The 19,022-nt window shown below is 33.3% G+C and carries 21 protein-coding genes and 3 pseudogenes; 7 read left to right on the top strand and 17 right to left on the bottom strand.

Annotated elements, in window-relative coordinates:
• Positions 1-51: 51 nt before the first annotated feature.
• The 5 genes from QRY57_RS06380 to QRY57_RS06360 all read right to left on the bottom strand — a co-directional run bounded on the left by QRY57_RS06380 (position 52) and on the right by QRY57_RS06360 (position 6,366).
• A complete protein-coding gene (locus QRY57_RS06380) occupies positions 52-1,503 on the bottom strand; it encodes an MFS transporter (protein WP_026590694.1) in 1,452 nt (483 codons plus the stop codon).
• Between the two features lie 356 nt (positions 1,504-1,859).
• Entirely contained in the window at positions 1,860-3,083 is a 1,224-nt protein-coding gene (gene lhgO, locus QRY57_RS06375; protein ID WP_286016946.1) for an L-2-hydroxyglutarate oxidase, read from the bottom strand.
• A gap of 72 nt (positions 3,084-3,155) precedes the next feature.
• Positions 3,156-4,094, bottom strand: a complete 939-nt coding sequence (gene glaH / locus QRY57_RS06370) for a glutarate dioxygenase GlaH (RefSeq protein WP_286016945.1) — start codon at positions 4,092-4,094, stop codon at positions 3,156-3,158.
• Between the two features lie 312 nt (positions 4,095-4,406).
• Positions 4,407-4,673 carry a hypothetical protein gene (locus tag QRY57_RS06365; protein WP_286016944.1) on the bottom strand — a complete coding sequence of 89 codons (267 nt, stop codon included), beginning with the start codon at positions 4,671-4,673 and terminating at the stop codon, positions 4,407-4,409.
• 517 nt (positions 4,674-5,190) lie between these two features.
• The gene (locus QRY57_RS06360) at positions 5,191-6,366 is read right to left on the bottom strand and encodes a DUF4272 domain-containing protein (RefSeq protein ID WP_286016943.1); all 1,176 of its coding nucleotides are present in this window, start codon (positions 6,364-6,366) and stop codon (positions 5,191-5,193) included.
• A 637-nt stretch (positions 6,367-7,003) separates the two neighbouring features.
• On the opposite strand from QRY57_RS06360, the gene QRY57_RS06355 reads away from it, so the two are divergent.
• From QRY57_RS06355 to QRY57_RS06340, 4 genes are all read left to right on the top strand, one after another.
• Positions 7,004-7,240 (top strand): helix-turn-helix transcriptional regulator, encoded by a 237-nt coding sequence (locus tag QRY57_RS06355; RefSeq protein WP_208019593.1) that lies wholly within the window; start codon positions 7,004-7,006, stop codon positions 7,238-7,240.
• Positions 7,233-7,559 (top strand): 6-aminohexanoate hydrolase, encoded by a 327-nt coding sequence (locus tag QRY57_RS06350; protein WP_286016942.1) that lies wholly within the window; start codon positions 7,233-7,235, stop codon positions 7,557-7,559. Before QRY57_RS06355 ends, QRY57_RS06350 begins: the two co-directional genes overlap by 8 nt.
• 197 nt (positions 7,560-7,756) lie before the next feature.
• Positions 7,757-8,278 (top strand): AAA family ATPase, encoded by a 522-nt coding sequence (locus tag QRY57_RS06345; RefSeq protein ID WP_286016941.1) that lies wholly within the window; start codon positions 7,757-7,759, stop codon positions 8,276-8,278.
• Positions 8,279-8,480: 202 nt separating this feature from the next.
• Complete coding sequence (locus QRY57_RS06340) at positions 8,481-8,900, top strand: PH domain-containing protein (protein ID WP_286016940.1); 420 nt, start codon at positions 8,481-8,483, stop codon at positions 8,898-8,900.
• A gap of 321 nt (positions 8,901-9,221) precedes the next feature.
• Here QRY57_RS06340 and QRY57_RS06335 read toward each other — a convergent pair whose 3' ends face one another.
• The 3 genes from QRY57_RS06335 to QRY57_RS06325 form a co-directional block, all read right to left on the bottom strand.
• Positions 9,222-9,566, bottom strand: coding sequence for a hypothetical protein (locus tag QRY57_RS06335; protein WP_286016939.1), 345 nt, complete (start codon positions 9,564-9,566; stop codon positions 9,222-9,224).
• 377 nt (positions 9,567-9,943) lie between these two features.
• Positions 9,944-10,123, bottom strand: a complete 180-nt coding sequence (locus tag QRY57_RS06330; protein ID WP_078212233.1) for a DUF4177 domain-containing protein — start codon at positions 10,121-10,123, stop codon at positions 9,944-9,946.
• Between the two features lie 314 nt (positions 10,124-10,437).
• Positions 10,438-10,620, bottom strand: coding sequence for a hypothetical protein (locus tag QRY57_RS06325; RefSeq protein ID WP_286016938.1), 183 nt, complete (start codon positions 10,618-10,620; stop codon positions 10,438-10,440).
• Between the two features lie 294 nt (positions 10,621-10,914).
• On the opposite strand from QRY57_RS06325, the gene QRY57_RS06320 reads away from it, so the two are divergent.
• Positions 10,915-11,301 carry a hypothetical protein gene (locus QRY57_RS06320; protein ID WP_286016937.1) on the top strand — a complete coding sequence of 129 codons (387 nt, stop codon included), beginning with the start codon at positions 10,915-10,917 and terminating at the stop codon, positions 11,299-11,301.
• Between the two features lie 299 nt (positions 11,302-11,600).
• Here the strand turns inward: QRY57_RS06320 and QRY57_RS06315 are convergent, their stop codons facing one another.
• The 6 genes and pseudogenes from QRY57_RS06315 to QRY57_RS06290 all read right to left on the bottom strand — a co-directional run bounded on the left by QRY57_RS06315 (position 11,601) and on the right by QRY57_RS06290 (position 16,866).
• A complete protein-coding gene (locus QRY57_RS06315; RefSeq protein WP_286016936.1) occupies positions 11,601-12,095 on the bottom strand; it encodes an NUDIX hydrolase in 495 nt (164 codons plus the stop codon).
• Positions 12,096-12,364: 269 nt separating this feature from the next.
• On the bottom strand, positions 12,365-12,901 hold the full coding sequence (locus QRY57_RS06310; protein WP_097795931.1) for a 2'-5' RNA ligase family protein: 537 nt from the start codon (positions 12,899-12,901) through the stop codon (positions 12,365-12,367).
• A gap of 866 nt (positions 12,902-13,767) precedes the next feature.
• Positions 13,768-14,439: an ABC transporter ATP-binding protein gene (locus tag QRY57_RS06305; RefSeq protein WP_286016935.1), complete on the bottom strand. Its 672-nt coding sequence runs from the start codon at positions 14,437-14,439 to the stop codon at positions 13,768-13,770.
• On the bottom strand, positions 14,439-15,509 hold the full coding sequence (locus QRY57_RS06300; protein ID WP_286016934.1) for an ABC transporter permease: 1,071 nt from the start codon (positions 15,507-15,509) through the stop codon (positions 14,439-14,441). Before QRY57_RS06300 ends, QRY57_RS06305 begins: the two co-directional genes overlap by 1 nt.
• A 79-nt stretch (positions 15,510-15,588) precedes the next feature.
• Positions 15,589-15,810, bottom strand: a pseudogene (locus QRY57_RS06295) (heme A synthase); the annotation flags it as partial.
• A 744-nt stretch (positions 15,811-16,554) separates the two neighbouring features.
• Entirely contained in the window at positions 16,555-16,866 is a 312-nt protein-coding gene (locus QRY57_RS06290) for a hypothetical protein (protein ID WP_286016933.1), read from the bottom strand.
• 208 nt (positions 16,867-17,074) lie between these two features.
• Between QRY57_RS06290 and QRY57_RS26975 the strand changes: the two are divergent.
• Together QRY57_RS26975 and QRY57_RS06285 are read left to right on the top strand one after the other, a co-directional pair.
• A pseudogene (locus QRY57_RS26975) lies at positions 17,075-17,254 on the top strand (heteromeric transposase endonuclease subunit TnsA); the annotation flags it as partial.
• Between the two features lie 214 nt (positions 17,255-17,468).
• Positions 17,469-17,672, top strand: a pseudogene (locus QRY57_RS06285) (hypothetical protein); the annotation flags it as partial.
• Positions 17,673-18,027: 355 nt separating this feature from the next.
• On the opposite strand, the gene QRY57_RS06280 reads toward QRY57_RS06285, so the two are convergent.
• The 3 genes from QRY57_RS06280 to QRY57_RS06270 all read right to left on the bottom strand — a co-directional run bounded on the left by QRY57_RS06280 (position 18,028) and on the right by QRY57_RS06270 (position 19,015).
• Entirely contained in the window at positions 18,028-18,276 is a 249-nt protein-coding gene (locus QRY57_RS06280; RefSeq protein WP_286017813.1) for a hypothetical protein, read from the bottom strand.
• Positions 18,277-18,372: 96 nt separating this feature from the next.
• Complete coding sequence (locus tag QRY57_RS06275; RefSeq protein WP_286016932.1) at positions 18,373-18,531, bottom strand: hypothetical protein; 159 nt, start codon at positions 18,529-18,531, stop codon at positions 18,373-18,375.
• Between the two features lie 130 nt (positions 18,532-18,661).
• Positions 18,662-19,015 (bottom strand): DUF3870 domain-containing protein, encoded by a 354-nt coding sequence (locus tag QRY57_RS06270; protein WP_286016931.1) that lies wholly within the window; start codon positions 19,013-19,015, stop codon positions 18,662-18,664.
• Positions 19,016-19,022 lie beyond the last annotated feature (7 nt).

The following is a 19,022-nucleotide window of genomic DNA, read 5'->3' as shown; positions in this document are numbered from 1 at the left end:
CAACCAAAGAGTTTTAAAAATTGCAAAAATACAAGTTACTTTTCATACACATTATGAATTTTTCACTGCTTCAATTTCTAAAGATTCTTCGTGCCACCAAAGTGCTTCTTCAGGGTCTTGCTTCGCTATTGCGTGTGCTTCTTTTTTCGTTTCTACAGTCGGGTACGAACCTTTCAAGGCGCGACCTGACGTTGTCACAAATAGTAGGCTAAATACAATGATGCCAATTAAGCTGACACCGGTTAAATAAAATGCGGGTGCAAGTGCATTTCCAGTAGCATGAACTAAATATGAACATACGAGCGGTGTTGTTCCACCAAATATGGATACGGAGATATTAAATGATATCGAGAGTGCACGATAACGTACATCTGTGAAAAAGAGAGATGGTAATAAAGAAGGCAGTGTTCCTTCATAAACACTAAGGAAGAAACCTAAAACAAAGATACCTATAAAAATAGCTGCAATATGTCCATTGCTGATTAATAAAAAGGCAGGAATTGAACATACTGTCAAACCGAGTAATCCGAATTGTACTACACGTTTATTACCAACTTTATCGCTTAGTTTCCCGAAATAAAGCGCCAGTGGAATCATGAGTGCCATCGTAATTGAAATAATGATTAAACCAGTCGTTTCTTTAATTTTTAATACTTGTGTTAGATAAGAAGGAATATAAGAAAGGATCATATAGTTTGTAATATTAAAGAAGGCAACAATTACTGTGCTTAAAAGAAAGTCTTTTTTATGATATTTCAAAATATCAATAAACGGAATTTGTTCATCTTCTTCAGAATCTCCCTGCGCTTTTTCCATCTCTTGGAATATAGGAGATTCATCTAAATGACGGCGTAAATATAAACCGACCAAACCAATTGGTGCTGCAATTAAGAACGGGATACGCCATCCCCAGCTAAGCATTTGTTCATCTGTTAACACTACCGTCAAAACAGTAACGATTACTGAAGCCGCGATGTAACCAGAAAGCGTTCCAATTTCAAGACCACTACCAAGTATACCACGCTTCTTATCGGGAGATGATTCAGCGATATACACCATCGCTCCTGAATATTCCCCACCTGTGGAAAACCCTTGAACCATACGAGCAACTAATAATAAAATCGGTGCCCAAATTCCAATTTGTTCGTAGGTTGGTAGTAGTGCGATGAATAATGTCGAAAGTGCCATTAAGATAATAGTTGTACTTAACACAATCTTTCGGCCATATTTATCACCAATTCTACCAAAGAAAATACCACCAATCGGCCTAACTAAGAAGGCAGCAGCAAATGTACCAAATGTTAATACAAGCTGTAAGCCACTATCGTGAACACCAGAGAAGAATAATTGACTTAAAATAACCGCTAAATACGCATATAAGCCAAAGTCAAACCATTCCATTGCATTCCCAATACCAGTAGCAATAACAGCTTTCCTGGCTTGTTTTGGGTTCACTACAATTACATCTTGAGGTCCAAAATCTAAATTATTTTTTTGTTGCATATAATAAAAACAGCTCCTTATTTCATTTAAATCATTAAGCACACTTTCTCTTATAGAATAAATTCAATACGAAGCACTTAAGGAAAAGCACCCTCTCCTTACCTGTTACTATTGTTTCATAAAATCAATTCCTTGTCTAACGATATGGGGTATAGACCACATAATAAAGCGCTTTCATAAAAAGGGATACACCCTATAAATATTTCGGAAACATCCGTATACCCCATATTTCATACAGAAATATTGAGTATTCTCCTCCTATACCATTTATTTTCCAAATATATCGCTTGTTTCTCAACATATATCCGTAATTCCATAAATTTCGGTATTCGCCAAAAAAAAATTAAAAAGCTACTTCAAAAAGTAGCTTTTGACAAGAAAATTCGGTCCACAACCCCATCCGGCACTTTCCCCGCGATCTCCTCCCCAATCTTCAAACTAGCCGTTGCTGCTGGAGACGGCGCATTACAAATATGCATAGAGTTGATGCCCGGGATAATACAGAAGTCATCTACCATATTTCCATTCGATAGAATCGCCTGCGCCCTTACACCAGCATGAGTTGGAACGATGTCTTTCTCTGTAAGTTCTGGTATGAGGTGCTGCAAGCTTTTAAGAAAAGATTGTTTACTAAAAGAACGAATCATTTCCTTCATGCCCTCTTTCATATTCGGCATCGCCATCTTCCAAAAGCCTGCGTATGTCATTGTTTCCATAAAGTCTTTTATATCAAAATCCTTTTTTGTATATCCTTCACGTTTAAAACTTAACACTGCATTAGGCCCAGCATGTACGTCCCCATTTATCATTCTTGTAAAGTGAACGCCTAAGAATGGAAAGTCTGGGTTGGGAACAGGGTAAATTAAATGTTTTACAAGATGACGTTTTTCTGGAATGAGTTCATAATATTCACCTCGGAACGGGACGATTTTCATATCTGTTAGTATTCCTGCTTTTTTTGCGATTCGGTCGCTATGTAGTCCAGCGCAATTAATGAGAAATCTTGTTTCAAAGACGCCTTTGTTTGTTTCGATTGTAACGAAATCTTTGTGTTCAAAAATTCGTTCTGCTTTTGTACCTAAGTGTACTTCTCCTCTGCTTTTCTCTATGAAACGTGCAAATGTATGACTGACTCCTTTATAATCGGCAATGCCACAAGAAGGAACGCGAATAGCTCCTACTCCTTTTACGTGGGGTTCGATTTCTGCTAGTTCTCCTTGGTCGATTTTAGAAATGTTCAGCCCATTTTGTAGACCTCTTTCATACAGGTTATGTAAAAAAGGAAGTTCTTCTTTTTCTGTCGCAACGATCACCTTTCCGCACATGTCATAGGCAATGCCATTTTCTTTGCAGAACTGAACCATCGCTGCGTTTCCTTCTTTTGCAAATTTCGCTTTATAGCTACCTGGTTTGTAGTAAATGCCAGAATGAATGACACCGCTATTATGTCCTGTTTGATGATGCGCAAGTTCGTTCTCTTTTTCAATTACTGCGATTTTGGCATGAGGAAATTTTTTTGTTAAGGCCATTCCAGTTGAAAGCCCCACAATCCCTCCGCCGATAATTAGAAAATCATACATTTAACTTCCCCCTTATGTCTGTATCCCCTATATTAGGAAAGGCAGGCCTTATTGTAAGACCCGCCACATGTATTATTTAGAAAAACAGCCGCGCTGGCGCATGAGTTCTCGATATAGATCTTTGTTTTTCTCAAAAGGAGCGCGCCCATGCATCCAAAATAAATTGTTTAATAAAACAAGATCCCCAACTGGTAGTTTTAATGCGTGTGTTGCTGGAGAGTTTTCAACAGAGTATGATAATTCCTTCAAATATGTTGCCTGTTCAATATTATCCGGATAAGCAAATTGATCAATAAAACAAATGCACGGTGCATTGTTTACATCAAAAAATGTTTCACGGTATACGATTTCTTGCGCATTTTTACTTGGAGGTGCTTTATACGTAACCTTAACTGATGCGAGTGGATGCTTGCGAAACTTATCAAGTTCTTCCCAATCATCTAAATGAAGCAGGCGTGATTCGCCGCCTACTGCATTCTTTTCCTCTATTTTCATCATAAGGAGCCAATCTGTCGGTTCGTCAACAAATGTCCCGTCTGTATGAAGCGTAAATAATCGATATGCTTGGCGAAGATACGAATCACTGCTATCTGTATCTTTCACGTTAAATCTTGCGTAATACGTTCCTGTCATCGCGTCAAAGTTAGACGTACCAATTAAATGTGTTAATGCAGTTGCAAATTTCACATAGTCTCCTGCATCAGTCGTTTCGCCTTGTACACCAATTGTAAACCCGCCCGTTTCACGGTCATGAATAATACCTCGAACATTTTCCATAAAGGATTCACCAAAGAGCTTTTTCATTTGATCCGCAATAATAAAACGCGAATACGGAATATATTGTAAGGATTGCTCCGAATGTTCTTTTACCCCTTCGAAAAACTGCCCAAGCAATTGCCCGTCTAACACAATATGATACAACCTTTTATGTTCTGGATGAGGCACAATTTCATACCCCTCATATTTCTTCGCAAACTTCATCTTCACTTCTTGCTTTGTAATCACTGACATGTTATTTCCTCCTTTAGTTTAAATAAAACGAAAAAGCCAGTCATACGCATCTACAATACAAATCGTAGAAAACGTACAACTGGCTTTAAATTACGAGTGTTCTTTAATCTCTTAAAGTACAGTAATAATAGACAGTTTTTTTATGAAAATATGTGCAAAACAGAAAATGAAGATCGGATATAGAGAAGGCTAATTTCTCGTATGGATCTTATCACTTTATAATTAAATGATAATTCAAAATATTCACACTGTCAATATGTTTCTTTCATTAATTTAAACGTTAGTGTACTACGAAAAAATGATACAGTCTTTTCATTTTACTTTGGGAAATACAACACCTTGTCCTTGTAATGAATCATTACCTATTACTGATTCATCGCCTAATATTAATCTGCCACCAAATACGGACCCACCGTTATTTAATATAACTCCACCACCATTTAACTCTAATTCTGATCTTTGATCTAATTGGTATTCTAATGTAAAAATATGGAGTTTATATTTTGATACAAGATTATAATAAGGATTAAATATTTTTGTTGTAATTCGTTTAGGGGAAGCACCAGTGTTTATTAACACCTTCAATCTTTATCAGTAAGAAAATGGTATATTTTTACTCTAATCTTGTTCTCTTTAAGGCAAATAATTTTCAAACAAAAGGGAATGTAATTTATTAGGCTAGATTAGCGAGATAAAGTTGGTGCTCCCTGCCCCATGTGTCTTTGAACGAAGTCTTTTATCCCTTTTCACTTACATAATCATTTTAATTTTTATAAATGAAAAGGCATCCTTACGAGTGTCTATCAAATCAACACTTTGTAAATGGAATATATAATTTAGGCACCACATTCCTATCAACTTGAGAATTCAGAATTACCCCAAAACGAAAAAATGAGCTTTTTTGTTACAAATTAGCACAAAATTTCGTTCTGGGGGTAGTTGTATCTTCTTAGCTTGATGGCTATGGGGGACCGCCAGCATTTTAGAAAAAAACTCATATTAAGCAGAAAATACAATAAGCCGCCCATATGGACAGCTCATTTACATAATTATCGTTATCTGAAATAAAAAAGCTCTACAGAACAAAGAATATAGATTATGTATCCATGGAGATGCAGTCCCAATCTTCATTTCTATAACTGATTAGCCAGAACAAGCCCCTTCGTCTTTCAACAACAATACTTTCCTGCATACCAGCAGTCGCTTCTCTCCCATTAATTCTATCATGTACACAAGCCCAATGAAGCCGATAAATGAGGTCGGCCTCGTCCAAAATCTCTTCTGCACTTCGTAATCTTGTTTGTTGATAAAATTCATTAAAAGAACCACAATTAGAAACGAGTTTAATTGCGTAATGACAGTCACAGACCTCTTTTGGAAATTTCAGTGTATTCACGAGACCTATTGACCAAAGTAAAACCCATTGAGCTTCATACTGCCATGCAATCTGTATGGCTTCTTTCTGGTCAGGTTGCTCTGAATTTAGGAAATCTCTTTCCTGCTTCGTTAATGATTCAACCACACCGAATTTTTTCAGCAGCTCCATGACGAACTCTTTGGAAGTTTTCAAATCTCCTTCTTGGACAACATCACAAGCATATTGTATAACAATCAGCAAAGCTACTGCTCTCTTCGTAATCTCTTCTCGATTTCTCAACTGAATACTTGTCAAAGGCGGCAATTGAGGCAATCCTTCGATATATGGAATCCCTTTATCTTGCAGGTTGCTTATCGATTTCTGTCTTCTTTTTTCCCCATCGGTAGAAGTACTTTCCTGGCCCATTATTATCTTCGTACATGCATGAGGAGTAAATTCTGAAGGACCAGAGGATCCATCTGGAAATACGATTACTTGTCCATCCTTCCCGATGAGAGTACGATCAGGGATAAAACCAATACCGTTTACCTGATTGAGTAACTTAAGGAACAGCTCCACGTAGTCATCACTATAATCCTTCTCCGTCTCTATAGCAATTATGGTATTAATTACAGAAATCTGTGCCAAAACCATCGTCTTAAGGCGTTCTTCTTGAAATGCAATTTGATCGTACATATGCATCATTCCAGGAATATTATTGGAAAAATAATCAGGAGATGATTCTTCAGAATCCACCCGAATAATAATTTTATTTTTGCCAAATAGTCTCTTCGATTGAATAGTATATTCATTTTTATTGCGTACAACCTTGAATCCATTTTGGAAAACTTGAGTAATGAAACCTTCTATATCATTTGTATCGTTCCTTGATGCAAATATCGTGAAAAATCTCAATTTTCCCCCTCCTCTAATGCTTATATTCAACTTAGCTATTAAATTTAGAAAAACAAAAGAACATAAACTGTTTAACATATTATACATGACTAATAGGGGTCACGTCACATGCCCATCAACTTAAGAATTTTATAACACCCCAAAACAAAAAAATCGTACATTTTCACATGAAGATGTCAATTTTCTCGTTTTGGGGGCATCTGCATTTCTTAGCTTGATAGCGATGTGGTGCTACCCCTAAAAGAAAAAGAGTCCTATTAAATTAGGACTCTTTTTTTCAACATATCTTAAAACAGAAAAATGGTAATACCTTTAAATCTTTGTTAGGGGCAAAGATTTAAAAAAGGGTTTAGCTCACTAATAATTTTACACAAATGGAATATATGATAAATTGATAATATTTACATTGAAAATTCTTATTATCCCCATAAAAAAACATTAATATAAAATTTTAACTAATGAGTTTTATATTTTTTATTAAGAAAATGAAATTAAACTTTTAGATATTAGTTTAATTTCAAAAAATATATAGCATTTCTTTTAATTTATATAAAAATTTTTATCTTTTGTATAATTAAACTTTACTTTTTTTATAAAATAGGTTTAATATAAGTCTTAAGAAAGGAAGGTGTTACCTATGAAGGAAAAACATGGAGACTCTATAACAAATAAAGTCTATGAATATAGGGTATTAAAAAGAATGTCACAAAAAGATTTAGCTGATGCTGTTGGGGTTTCTAAACAAACGATATTTGTTATGGAAAAGAATAATTATTCTCCTTCACTAGTGTTAGCATATCGAATAGCAAATTATTTTGAAGTTGATATAAACGAAATATTCTCTTATGTAGGAAAGGAAGATAATAATGCTTGATCTATTAAACAACTGGATGTTAGAAAGTACAGACAATTTCAATATCGTTGTAGGATTTATATCAGTTCTACTTGTAGGTTCATGTATTGTACTTTTTATTATGATGAAAAAATTTGGTCAACCAGATGAAAGAACAAATGCTATTTACCTTAAAATTGTTTCTTGTATGTTTTTTACTCAACTTATAATGAATGGCGTATTTATTTCTTTAGTTGGTAAAGATATGTATTTCCGTCAATTTTTCATATTATTTGAAGCCATTGTCTTTTTCGTTGGAGCTATTTATTCTATTAGATTATATAGAAAAGAATTCAAGTAGTTTACTTGCAAAAAGCAATAAAAAAACAGTAGTGATCTTATCCACTACTGTTTTTTTATTGCCCCCTATTTGAAAGTAAACTTTTAGATAGAAGTTTACTTTCATTTATTATTAGAACAATCAGACCAATATATCATCAAACATTTTGAAATGTAACCTTTTCATGACATCTAAATATCACCAATAAGGAGGCACTCATGAAAACTATTTTAATAATTATTCGTGGAAACTCAGGATCAGGAAAAAGCACCGTAGCCCGACAACTACAGCTACTCTTAGAAGACACTCTATTGGTCCCACAAGATGTAGTTCGTAGAAATATGCTTCGTGTAAAAGATAATGTCGGGAACTTGTCTGTTGAACTTATCAAACAAATCGCACTGTACGGTATCGGTAAAATGAACTATGTAATTGTAGCAGGCATTCTAAGTACTCGTAAGTACAAAACTACGCTTACAGAACTGATTGATACATTTGAAGAAAGTCACGTCTATTACTATGACATTTCACTCAAAGAAACAATAGCTCGACATAAAACCAAACCCAACAGAGATGATTTTGGCGAAGCTGAACTAACAGCTTGGTACACTAGTAAAGATTTTCTAGACTCACCAAACGAGAAAATCATTTCCGAAACCATGTCAGTAGATGAAACTGTCAAAATGATTATCTCTGATATTGGGACTGTTCCTAAAGCATCTGAAGGATATTTTCACTAATGAAACTCTATAACTAGACCAATTACGAAAACATCTTCTTACATAAAACAAAAAAGACCTAAATTAATAGGACTCTTTTGTATTTTATCAAATGTAAACTTTTAAATAAAAGTATACGTTTTAAATTGAAATATAATTATATATAAAGTTATAGATGTTGCGGTCACTTTTCTTTATACTTATTATAAAGAGGTGAACATAAATGAAATTTAAGATTAAACAAAATCCTATTCATATGATTATATTTTTATTAACTATTTTCATTTTCATTGCTATGCTTTTCACACAAGACACTAACAATATTTACTTTAGTTGCATGATTCTATTAAATATAATTAATTTTTTATTTATTTACAGATCCACTTATAGAATTACTGACAAATCATTAATTATCAAACATTATTTTACAAATACTGAAATCCCTTTTAAAGATATCCAACAGATTAAATGCCATGGAAAATCATTGAATTCAACATATTGGTCAAGACAACGATTAGAAATTATGTATGGATTATTTAATACTTTAACAGTTTGTGTACCAAAAGAAGAAGAAGAATTCATTAATTTATTAAAAGATAAATGTCCTAATATAAAAATAATAGACAAGCCCATTAATCAATAAGACTAATGGGCTTGTTTTCATTTAAAATCTAGAAATTTACCAATGTAAACTTTTTATTATTAGTTTACATTCAAATCACCAAAAATATTAACTTTATCCCAATACCCTTGATGTCCTCAAAATTAGAAAGAAAAGTATACATTCAAGACAATATAAATAAAGGAGTACGGAAACCCATGGATAAAAATTTTATTTTAAATAAAATCAATTTATGAATATAAGTAATTTAAATTATTAAAAGTAGTTAATATAAAAACTCTGATTTAAAAAAAATCAGAGTTTTTTTAATGATAGGTGATCCCTTATATAATAATTTAAAAATTATGATAATTGCGCACTAACAGTAATAGTAAGTCCAAAACCTAAAACTAGAATAATCCAAGTCCAATACTTATTTCGAATGAAAAATAATGCAGAGTTATCTTTTATTTGAACTCTTTCTCCGGTTTTTTCATCAACAAGTGTTCGTACACTATCAGATATAAACTTTTTAGTGAAAAAATAATTACTCATCGCTATAAATATAGTACAAAATATTCCATTAAAAATAAATCCAGGGTTATGTACCGTGTCCACTTGCAAAATACTAAAAAATATTCCACTTATCAGACTCCCTAAAATTAATGCCAAGACTACTAACAGTCCTTTACCTCTCCAAATAATCATTACATAATGACTCCTTTCAATTTCTAAATAATGGGACATGCATATTACATTATATTACATTATCTTTATTTGTTGGGTATTAATCTATTTTAATGTTCTTTCAATCCATTCTTTTGTATCCTTAGTCAAAAATCAAACAAATCTCTGATTGTTATGGCCGATATTATTTGTAATTTTACTTATAAGAGTACCTATTGAATATAAAAAATCTCATAAGTAATAACATCACTAAAACAAATTTTGTCTACACAACACTACTTATCGGGATTCAATGTATCTAGAAAAAACCCCCTCAGTTTACTTGCTGAAGGGGTTTCGTATTTACATAATTCCCGTTATTGAAAGTTATTGCAAACCCCTCTCGTTCTCGAAAAGAGTTATTTGGTTCGTTCGAAGATAATCTCAAAATATTTAGCGTATCCTGCAGTTGCTGGAGCAAAAATTTGAACAAACTTCCAACCTTCTTCAGCATGTTCTGCAATAATACGTTTATAATCTTCTTTAGGTTCCCCATTCCATTTATTAGCTTCGACTTTAACGAATTTGTAATCGTACATATTCTCTCCTCCTTTTCCTAATTGTATCATTTAGAAGAAGTGATATGTTTTGTAATTCTAGTTGTATATTGTATACATGATCGGTTAACATAACGCATCATTATAGGGATTCAATGTATTTAGAAGACTATTAAAAGTCCTCCAGATTGTTTAACTGGAGGACTTTTATGTTCACATAATCAAACGTTATCGGTAGCAAGGATTTACTAGGATTCCTAATTCTATATTTAACTTATATTCTTACAATCTATTACCACCATATCCTAACTATTTGCTTATCTAGGCAAAGAAAAAAGACACCCATTAAAGATGCCTTACAACCCTTTATCCGCCTTATGTAACCCTTTAATCGAATCCGCAGCAATTGTAGCTAACTTACCATACGCAGCAGACATATCGCCCATCTGCAAAGCAACTTTCATCTCCCTTGCTCTTTCCTCCATTTGCTCCGCTAACAAAACATATGATTCTTTTAGCACTTCTTCCTTATAGTTCAATCTAAGAACCCCTCTCCTAATACACCCCTAGTCATACTTACAATGGCATCCTCTAACCTTTTTATTATTTAACCACGACTTTACTAGCTACAAAGAAGGGAATAATTATCACGATTTTGTAATACCCATGATAGCAACGTATTTTTTAAATTTATCTAGAATTGATAAATTTAAAAAGAAGTTATATTTCAGCTCAGTTATATATACTATATGCAGTGTATTAAATGGATCTTAATCCCGCATGGAATTTATAAAGACCATCTAGTGCATATATACCGAGAGGAGAGATGTAATTTGAAAAAACTCAAGAATCTGGTCGTTACATTAGGGGTATCTGCATCGTTAGTGACAGGTTTTACATTTATAGCACCTACACAAAAAGTATCGGCTGCAGATAAATCTCAAGTTAACCTATGGGCAGGTGAAGATTTTAAATCAACTAGAGCCATTTACGTTTTCCCCGGAGAGCTTTTGGGAGTTTATGCTAAAAATACAGACAATGTGGATGGTTCTGATGTTTATTTTGAGGTACCCGGCACCAATATAGGGGGTGACCTAACCTATGGTAATCAAACCTATAACCGCCGAGTTTCTGTAGCACCTGGTTGGTATCGCCTAAATTTACATTGCCTAGACCACCGAAGTTGCAACGCAAATGGAGTCATAAGCAGCGCTAGGTAGATAAACTCTAAGCTATACTAACACCTATAGGTTCTTTCTTTTTGATGTTGTCCTTGCAAAATTTTTTTCGGCTCGATTTGCTTTTATCGCCAAGCCGACAGACCAAAAGTAAGAGAATGGTTATCGACTTGGATAAGCAATTATACGAGCCGAACTGCCAAAACCTTAATAAAAGTAAAAAAACAGCTCTTTTGGAGCTGTCAGTAAACATAAAATTCGTTATTGGAAGTTAATGTAATACCCTTGTTCAAGTATTGCACTTTTTCGTTCAAGATAACTTTTTAATCAAATTTTTCAATTTAGACTTCTGTATAAAGAGCATAGTCTAAAATAGATTGATATACGCTATTCCATTCACGATGATGAACTGTGATTTCATTTGGATTAATTAATTTCCTATGGGTTGATTCGTGCTCACCTTCAAAATTGTGGAATTCTTTAATATCCATTCGGTAGAGCACTTGATAACCAACTTTAGGATATTTACTTTTTTCATTCCATTTTGGATTCTCATTGTGATCAACTATTATGTATCCGAGAAGATTACATTTACCTTCAACATAGCCCTCTTCCATTGCTTCGCGTTTAAAGCACTCTTCAGGAGTTTCATTTAATTCAATGTGACCACCAGGAAAATCCCATCCTCTATGATTTAAATCGACTAATAATACCTTGCTATTATAAAAGCAAAGCCCATGAACACTTGTTATTAGGTCTTGTGGCGGTAGTTGATTATCCTGTTTCCAGGTTATTTTTACTTTTTCTTCTCCCCAATTTACATAAGCTGTTGTCATATAATATCCCCCTTTTTTCTAACTAGCTCATACGGAAATAAATTCAAATCACCTTATATAGCATTATTCTCTTATCAATTCATAAAGTCCTTTTCTTATTGAACTATCTTATTTTCGGGTGAATATCGTATACATATGTATTTCACATAACGCAACATTATCGGGATTTAATGTATTTAGAAGACTATTAAAAGTCCTCCAGATTGTTTAACTGGAGGACTTTTGTATTCACATAATTATCGTTATCAGAAGTCAATGTATCTTTAAGTTTACAAATTTAAAAGCGGAATGTCTTTGTATGGTTGATATGTATTCTCTTCTATTTCTTGATAAATTCTTATGAAATTAACGGTCCATTCAGGATATGGTGTTAATTTATCTCTAGCCACTTGTTCCATTTGTACCAATTCATCGGAAGTTAAACCCCAATGGGTTTGTCCAAGCGTTAAATGGGGATGATACTGTTCCATTTCCATATACCTTTTAATCAAATCATCTGATGGAGAAACTGCTTCTACTAAAAGACGATGTAGTTTATAAACTTTTGAGTCTTCTACACTTAAGAATAAAACTTGTTTTCCAAAGAATTGTGGTTTCCCTAAAGATAAAGTGAAAGAAGGAATTTGTTTACAAACTTTCTCCACTTTTTTTAACCATTCTTGATCTGAAGTAAGTCCTCCTTGAGCTTTAACAGTAATATGTGGTTCAACAACTTCTACAATACGATTATTTTCCCATTGTCTCTGAAACTGCTGGATTTTATGTAGGTATGATTCTGGCGGAATGATTCCTATAAAAAACTTCATGTTTAGAATTTCTCCTTTTTCTAGAAAAACTTATCTAAATTTTCAATTATTAAATCTTATCATAATACAATAAGTTTCTAATGTATATCACATACATGTAAAGTTAACATAACGCATCATTATCGATAGCAAGGATAAAGAAGAATTCGCTTTACAACAAGGATTCCCCCTTGTCCTGTTCTATTTTTCTATGCATCTTTTTATACATTCCTATTCTGGCGCGCCTTTAAGCCCCCCATACTTCCCTATGTCTCCTGATTTTTCGCATAAAATCTTGCATGTTCTTAGCGTGGGGTTTTTCAGGGGGATGGGCATGGGATTCCATCATCAAACGAAAGTTTTTAATTAGATTTGGATCGCCTCCTAGTTTCACAAAATCAAGTAAAGACAGAAAAAACAATTTGCTTCTTTCCTCTCTACTTATAAACACAAACATAAGAAATGTGATTGCCATCTCATTTGCAATTAACAAATTATAAAAGGAGAGAGGACTAATGCAAAAAAACAAAAAATACGAAAGGAGACAAGAGTGCACTTAAAAAGTCTATCTTAATAGTTATTTTAAAATTCATGAAACACCCCAATGGTTGCCGTATACCTATAAGTAACAGATTGGTTAAAGTGAGAAAAAAGGATAGATAAAGCATCATGACTTTATCTATCCTTTTTTCTCATATATAATGTGCAATGTTTTATCACTTTTGGGGAAACCGGCTCTGTTAAGTTGATGGGTATGTATGGTGACCCCTATTTTGGTACGGAAACATGCCCCTAACCCTCAAAAAAAAGCTAAATTTTTTTAGTTTAGCTTTTTTTTTTATAAATTATTAATCAATTAATTAAATTTTTTCTTCAAATTAAAAACTTCAGGTTATTTTCCCATCTCTCAGCGTTAATATATAATCACATACATCAAGCATTCTCTCATCGTGCGTAATCATAATTGCTGCTTTTTGGCTTTCCTTTACTTCTCGCTTCATCATTTCAACAACTTCGCGTCCACGTTTTGAATCAAGACTTGCTGTTGGCTCATCTGCTAATATTAGATCTGGGTTATTCATAAAGGCACGTGCAATTGCCACCCTTTGTCCTTCTCCACCAGATAATTGATTAGGGTAATGATTCTTTCTCTGAGAGAGTCCAAATGCAGCTAGCAAATGATCTGCACGCCGTTCAGATTCTTTTCGGTCTTCTTTCTTTAATTGTGCAATGTAAAGTAACTGTTCCTTTACATTTAAATATGGAACAAGATTTGCAAACTGAAAAATAAACCCGATCTTTCTTAAACGAATATCCGTCATTTCTTTTTCTGATAGATGCGTGATGTTCTGTTCACGTATATAAATGTTTCCTTTTGATGGTGATAATAACGCACCCGCAATGGATAATAGAGTACTTTTTCCTGATCCAGACGGACCCACGATACCGATAAATTCTCCTGCTTTCACATCAAGCGTAATCGGATGAAGAGCGGTTACTTCTGTATCTCCTTCTCCATATACTTTGCTAACTTCCTCTAATTTTAATAATGAAGTCATTACATGCCACCTCTAATTGCTTCTAATGCATCAATTTTTAATACTTGATATAATGAAATAAGTGTTCCTAAAATACTAATTACGATGAAAATCCCTGCATATTGTGCAATCATTGGTGTTGTTAATAAGAACGGCATACTTGCTGGTAAAATTGTTTGTAATCCTAGTACAAGTACGATACTTATTACCATCGCAACGACAGATAAGAATAACGCCTGCACAACTAGGCTATTTGCTAAATACAAATTTGTCGTTCCAATTGCTTTTAATACGCCTAATTGCTGTGTTTTTTGCAATGTAATAACATAGTAGAATACACCAATTAAAAGCGTTGCGATTACAAGCAAGAATGCAATAATCATTGTTAATGTATTTTGTTGCGCCTTATGACCAGGAACACTTTGAAGAACCTCTTCTTTATCTACTACATGTGCATTTTTTACTTCCTTATCAGTACGAAGTGCAATTGCACTATAGTCCTTTTGATTCGGCTGAGCAATTTCTCTAAATACATCTTGATTCATATAAACAACAGGCGTGTGACTAAACTTTTGCCCTTTTGTTAGACCGACGATTTTAAACTCTTTTTTAGAAACTGGATCGATAATTGTATCGCCAATATCTATACCTTTTGCTTTAACTGATTCATCAGCAACTATTTCATTTTGTGCAGTTCCTAGTGCATTTCCTTTTACAATCTTTGGTTCCAAGAATGTATTACGCTCACTTGAAAAGATTGCAATATCGACCTTTTTTGAACTATCCTTCTTTTCATATGTTGTTACTTTTACATGAAATGGTACAGTATCTTCTGCCCCTACTTGCTTCACTACGTCATCTACATCTTCTTTCTTAATTTGCGAACGTAGTAACGAAATTTCCTCATTATTATCATCTGCTAATATAAACTTTTGAGCATCTATATTTTGAATGGAAGAGACAGTATTATATGCTAAACCATTTGCTAGTCCGGAAATCACAAGAACTAAAAATGATAGTAAAACCATAATAAGTCCGATTAATCCATATCTCAATTTGGATTGTTTTAATTCACGTAGAGCTAAAAACATTCTAATTTCCCTCCTAATTCATTCCAACTAGTATTTATTTTTCATATATTCGCTATAGCAATGTTGTTTATTGTTTATATTAAGCCCCTATCTCCTTACTTCTTGTAGCTAACATGGATAAATAACATTGAACAGCAAACAAACAAGAAATAAATAACGAATGTAATAATGCCATTAATAAATTTGCATTTGTGTATACAATTAAAATCCCTGCAATAGCTTGAAATATCACGAGGATAAATGATACAAGCCATCCACCATATACAACTCGTTGTTGTTTATAATGGCGTATTGTAAGGATGTATGGTTTCATTAAAAACTGTACAAGTAATATAGTAGTTTTGAAGCAAATTGTTCATAATTTAAAGTTAGCCCCTTTTTTATGCACCACGATTCGTACTTTTTGTTCTTTATTGTAGTTCCTAATCAGTTGTTTGTGCTCATCTCCTCTATAGGAGTAATCCCTTTCGCTTCCTGCTTATATCATCTAGAAAAATTTTTATATAAATTCATATCTAATAGATAAAATAATGATTAATGTAAGACCAACCATCTCCGTTTCGAATGTATCGCATCAATGCACCTTGTATGCCTGCATCTACCAAACCGCCTGTTAAGAAAATGATTTCGACCTAAAAGGTGTAATATCGATTACTTCTTTTCCAAACAATTTGTAGGTACTTTCTAATCCAGCTAACGCCATAGAAATGATAAAAGTGGCAAAGAACAACCCCTGTTCATAATATTGGTTTATTAAAAGTTACACAAGCAGTATAATGGATTTGAAACAAATTCTTCACAATTTAAAAGAAACGATTTTTCAAGTGCGGGGTACCGCCACATCGCTATCAAGCTAAGAAATACAAATACCCCCAAAACGAGAAAATTGATATCTTCATGTGAAAATGTACAATTTTTTTGTTTTGGGGTGTTATAAAATTCTTAAGTTGATGGACATGGGGTGGGACCCCCATAAAGAAAAGACACCATTAAGGTGCCCTATTAACATAGTATTTGAAAGTGAGAGTTTTCTTTTGGAAAATGATTATTCTTCTCCCCAAGAAGCGACTATATAATTTTGGATTTTATTTATATCAACGTAAAGTCTTTTTTGTTTATTGTTCTCATCATATCCTCTAACTGTAATAAAACCCGCAAGTGCTAAATGTTCGATTTTGACATCAGTTACCACAAAGTCTATATTTTTTTCTCTTTTCATGTGTTGTATTGCAACTTTAGCAGCTTTTTCTTTTGCAGTATTTCTGTCATGAATAAATTTGGCTGTACATCCTATAGTTAAAGCTATAATTGCTACAATGATTAAAATTATAATGTTTTTCTTTTTTGGATCACCCATATTTTCCCTCCCCGAATTCTTTTATAATAATACTATATCTTTTTTAGGAAGAGAGAAACTATATGTTGATTTGAAATAAAGTTTAACCGTTTTGAAAAAAGATTAACTGTTTATAAAAAAGTTGCACCGTTTTACCCCTTTAGATATTTTTGTCTAAAGGGGTGTTTTTATGTCCAAAAGAAAAAGAATATCTGAAATTGAAACGTGAATTAAACAAGGTCGAGGTTCAGGGATAGGCGTAGATTATAAATCATGGCTAAAGATTCAAGATGTATCTTCTGAAGGTCGTTCAACTCGTTTAAAAGGAATAAAAACGAGTAGGCAACATGAATTTTTATCGAATTTAGAACGAAATCACTTCTATTTAACTGAACATTCTGATTTTATTAAGGAAGAAATTGTTTAAGAGGTTATTGAAGTGAGGAGATATCCGAAAGTTTATTTTGAGAAATCTTTCAGTTTTGATTCTGAAAATTATAAAAAAAGACTTGTTTTGTAATAAAATTAGAGTGAATTTAAATAGCATTTACTGATGAATCACATTAATTTGTAAAGATGAATAAATTTCAAAATAATTGTACATTGGTAATGTTGTTGTAGGAGGAGCAGTTGCTTTTGTAGGATTAGGGCAACTTATCGCTAACATCAGTCTTGGTTTTGCAACACAACAGATGGTGGCAATTGTATTAATGTGTGTATACTCAATGCTTTCGCTTATTTTGTTTCATTTCATTATGGAACTTCATAGATATTATTATTTACGGAAGCATATAGAAAGTGGAGGGAAGACACATAGAGCCTTTTAAAGAGGGTTTGTTGAACCTTGAGTATATAATTGCATTCCTCTTATAGTTGATTAAAGATTAGAGAAAATAGAAGGGGGAGCTAATCTTATGAATTTGGAATTACATTTAGATAGCAGAGAAGCTTTTTTTCTATTTCGAATGATAGGAATGGAAGGTATATAAAGGAAAGTTTAATCAGTGGGGATTTTCTTCTTTACTAATTATTAGCACTCACCAATTTGGCTTTTATGAGCAGCTCGATCCCCACCTAATTTCTTTACTTTTACTGAATTTTGAAGCAGGAATCTTACTGTTCAAAAATAGAAGGATAAAAATAAACAATACAGTTGTTTTATTCCAATCCCCCTAACACCTATTATCCGTAATACTTAATCTCAGCATTCTCTTTCTTTGCTCGAATCGTGATTCTTCCAGCAAATTGTGGTGGATTTTCATAATTTTCCTCAATTTCATCAAACATAGCTGTAAAAATAGATTCTAACTCGCCTAATGTAGTTTCCTTTGATAAGCCTTTTACTCTTGCAATTTCAATACTTTTATAGGCACCATCAACATTTACTAGATCTTCTTCACCGAATCCTTTTACTTCAAATTCTACTTTCATTTTCTCCAAGTCATTCCCTCCTTCTGAAAACTGCTCTTTAGTAGAAGAGCAATCCTACTTTTATTGTATATGAAGCAGCAATAATTCACACTATATTCATCTATTATAATTTCTATATTTAAGAGAACTTTCTTTTAACATGTACTTTTCATTTTCTTTCTCTCGCCCACACACTTTACACATCTTACAAGTTTTCACCACACCATTTTCCGCACATCTTCTTTTTTGTTTTCCACCTTGATTTAATTTTGACATTTTATTAGCCTCCTCATTAGATAAACATAAAAAGCCAGTTATATTCCGCTCACCAAATAAGCTGAAATATAACTGGCTCTCGTCTATGAACGCTCTTTACAGAATAAAGTGCAATAAACTAGGCAGTTTGTTATAGATTTGTTTCTTCATATTCTTCTTGCGGTTTTTCGCCGTTTACATAGCTCGTATATTGGCGATACAAATCTTTTACCGCACTAATAATCGCATTTTGTGCTTTTCCTTGGTAGTGATACGAGATTTCTTGCGTGATCTCTTCAATGCCATCTTGTAAACTATGTCCTCTTAACATTTGAGCTATAAAGTCTCTCCCATGTTCAGTAGCAAGGGTACATGACGCTTCAATAATAACGTGATATTTGTGATCTGCCTCTATTGTAATTGTTAATGTTTCATAGACACTGCGCACAGCCATCCCTTTCGGAAGTCTTGAGTGTCCTGCCATGAAAAAAGTACCTTTACGCATGTTCATC

Origin of the sequence: Bacillus arachidis (assembly GCF_030285945.1) — a bacterium.
Classification (GTDB): domain Bacteria; phylum Bacillota; class Bacilli; order Bacillales; family Bacillaceae_G; genus Bacillus_A; species Bacillus_A arachidis.
The sequence above is the reverse complement of the archived record's forward strand: the minus strand, read 5'-3'. Positions and strand labels throughout refer to the sequence as shown.

Excerpts from the sequence above, each read along its gene's own strand:
- QRY57_RS06350 (WP_286016942.1), top strand. The coding sequence starts at position 7,233 with ATGCTTGATCTATTAAACAACTGGATGTTAGAAAGTACAGACAATTTC.
- QRY57_RS06290 (WP_286016933.1), bottom strand. The coding sequence starts at position 16,866 with ATGGGTGATCCAAAAAAGAAAAACATTATAATTTTAATCATTGTAGCA.
- QRY57_RS06275 (WP_286016932.1), bottom strand. The coding sequence starts at position 18,531 with ATGTCAAAATTAAATCAAGGTGGAAAACAAAAAAGAAGATGTGCGGAA.
- QRY57_RS06380 (WP_026590694.1), bottom strand. The coding sequence starts at position 1,503 with ATGCAACAAAAAAATAATTTAGATTTTGGACCTCAAGATGTAATTGTA.
- QRY57_RS06340 (WP_286016940.1), top strand. The coding sequence starts at position 8,481 with ATGAAATTTAAGATTAAACAAAATCCTATTCATATGATTATATTTTTA.
- lhgO (WP_286016946.1), bottom strand. The coding sequence starts at position 3,083 with ATGTATGATTTTCTAATTATCGGCGGAGGGATTGTGGGGCTTTCAACT.
- QRY57_RS06345 (WP_286016941.1), top strand. The coding sequence starts at position 7,757 with ATGAAAACTATTTTAATAATTATTCGTGGAAACTCAGGATCAGGAAAA.
- QRY57_RS06310 (WP_097795931.1), bottom strand. The coding sequence starts at position 12,901 with ATGAAGTTTTTTATAGGAATCATTCCGCCAGAATCATACCTACATAAA.
- QRY57_RS06300 (WP_286016934.1), bottom strand. The coding sequence starts at position 15,509 with ATGTTTTTAGCTCTACGTGAATTAAAACAATCCAAATTGAGATATGGA.
- QRY57_RS06305 (WP_286016935.1), bottom strand. The coding sequence starts at position 14,439 with ATGACTTCATTATTAAAATTAGAGGAAGTTAGCAAAGTATATGGAGAA.
- glaH (WP_286016945.1), bottom strand. The coding sequence starts at position 4,094 with ATGTCAGTGATTACAAAGCAAGAAGTGAAGATGAAGTTTGCGAAGAAA.
- QRY57_RS06270 (WP_286016931.1), bottom strand. The coding sequence starts at position 19,015 with ATGCGTAAAGGTACTTTTTTCATGGCAGGACACTCAAGACTTCCGAAA.
- QRY57_RS06280 (WP_286017813.1), bottom strand. The coding sequence starts at position 18,276 with ATGAAAGTAGAATTTGAAGTAAAAGGATTCGGTGAAGAAGATCTAGTA.
- QRY57_RS06355 (WP_208019593.1), top strand. The coding sequence starts at position 7,004 with ATGAAGGAAAAACATGGAGACTCTATAACAAATAAAGTCTATGAATAT.
- QRY57_RS06335 (WP_286016939.1), bottom strand. The coding sequence starts at position 9,566 with ATGATTATTTGGAGAGGTAAAGGACTGTTAGTAGTCTTGGCATTAATT.
- QRY57_RS06315 (WP_286016936.1), bottom strand. The coding sequence starts at position 12,095 with ATGACAACAGCTTATGTAAATTGGGGAGAAGAAAAAGTAAAAATAACC.
- QRY57_RS06330 (WP_078212233.1), bottom strand. The coding sequence starts at position 10,123 with ATGTACGATTACAAATTCGTTAAAGTCGAAGCTAATAAATGGAATGGG.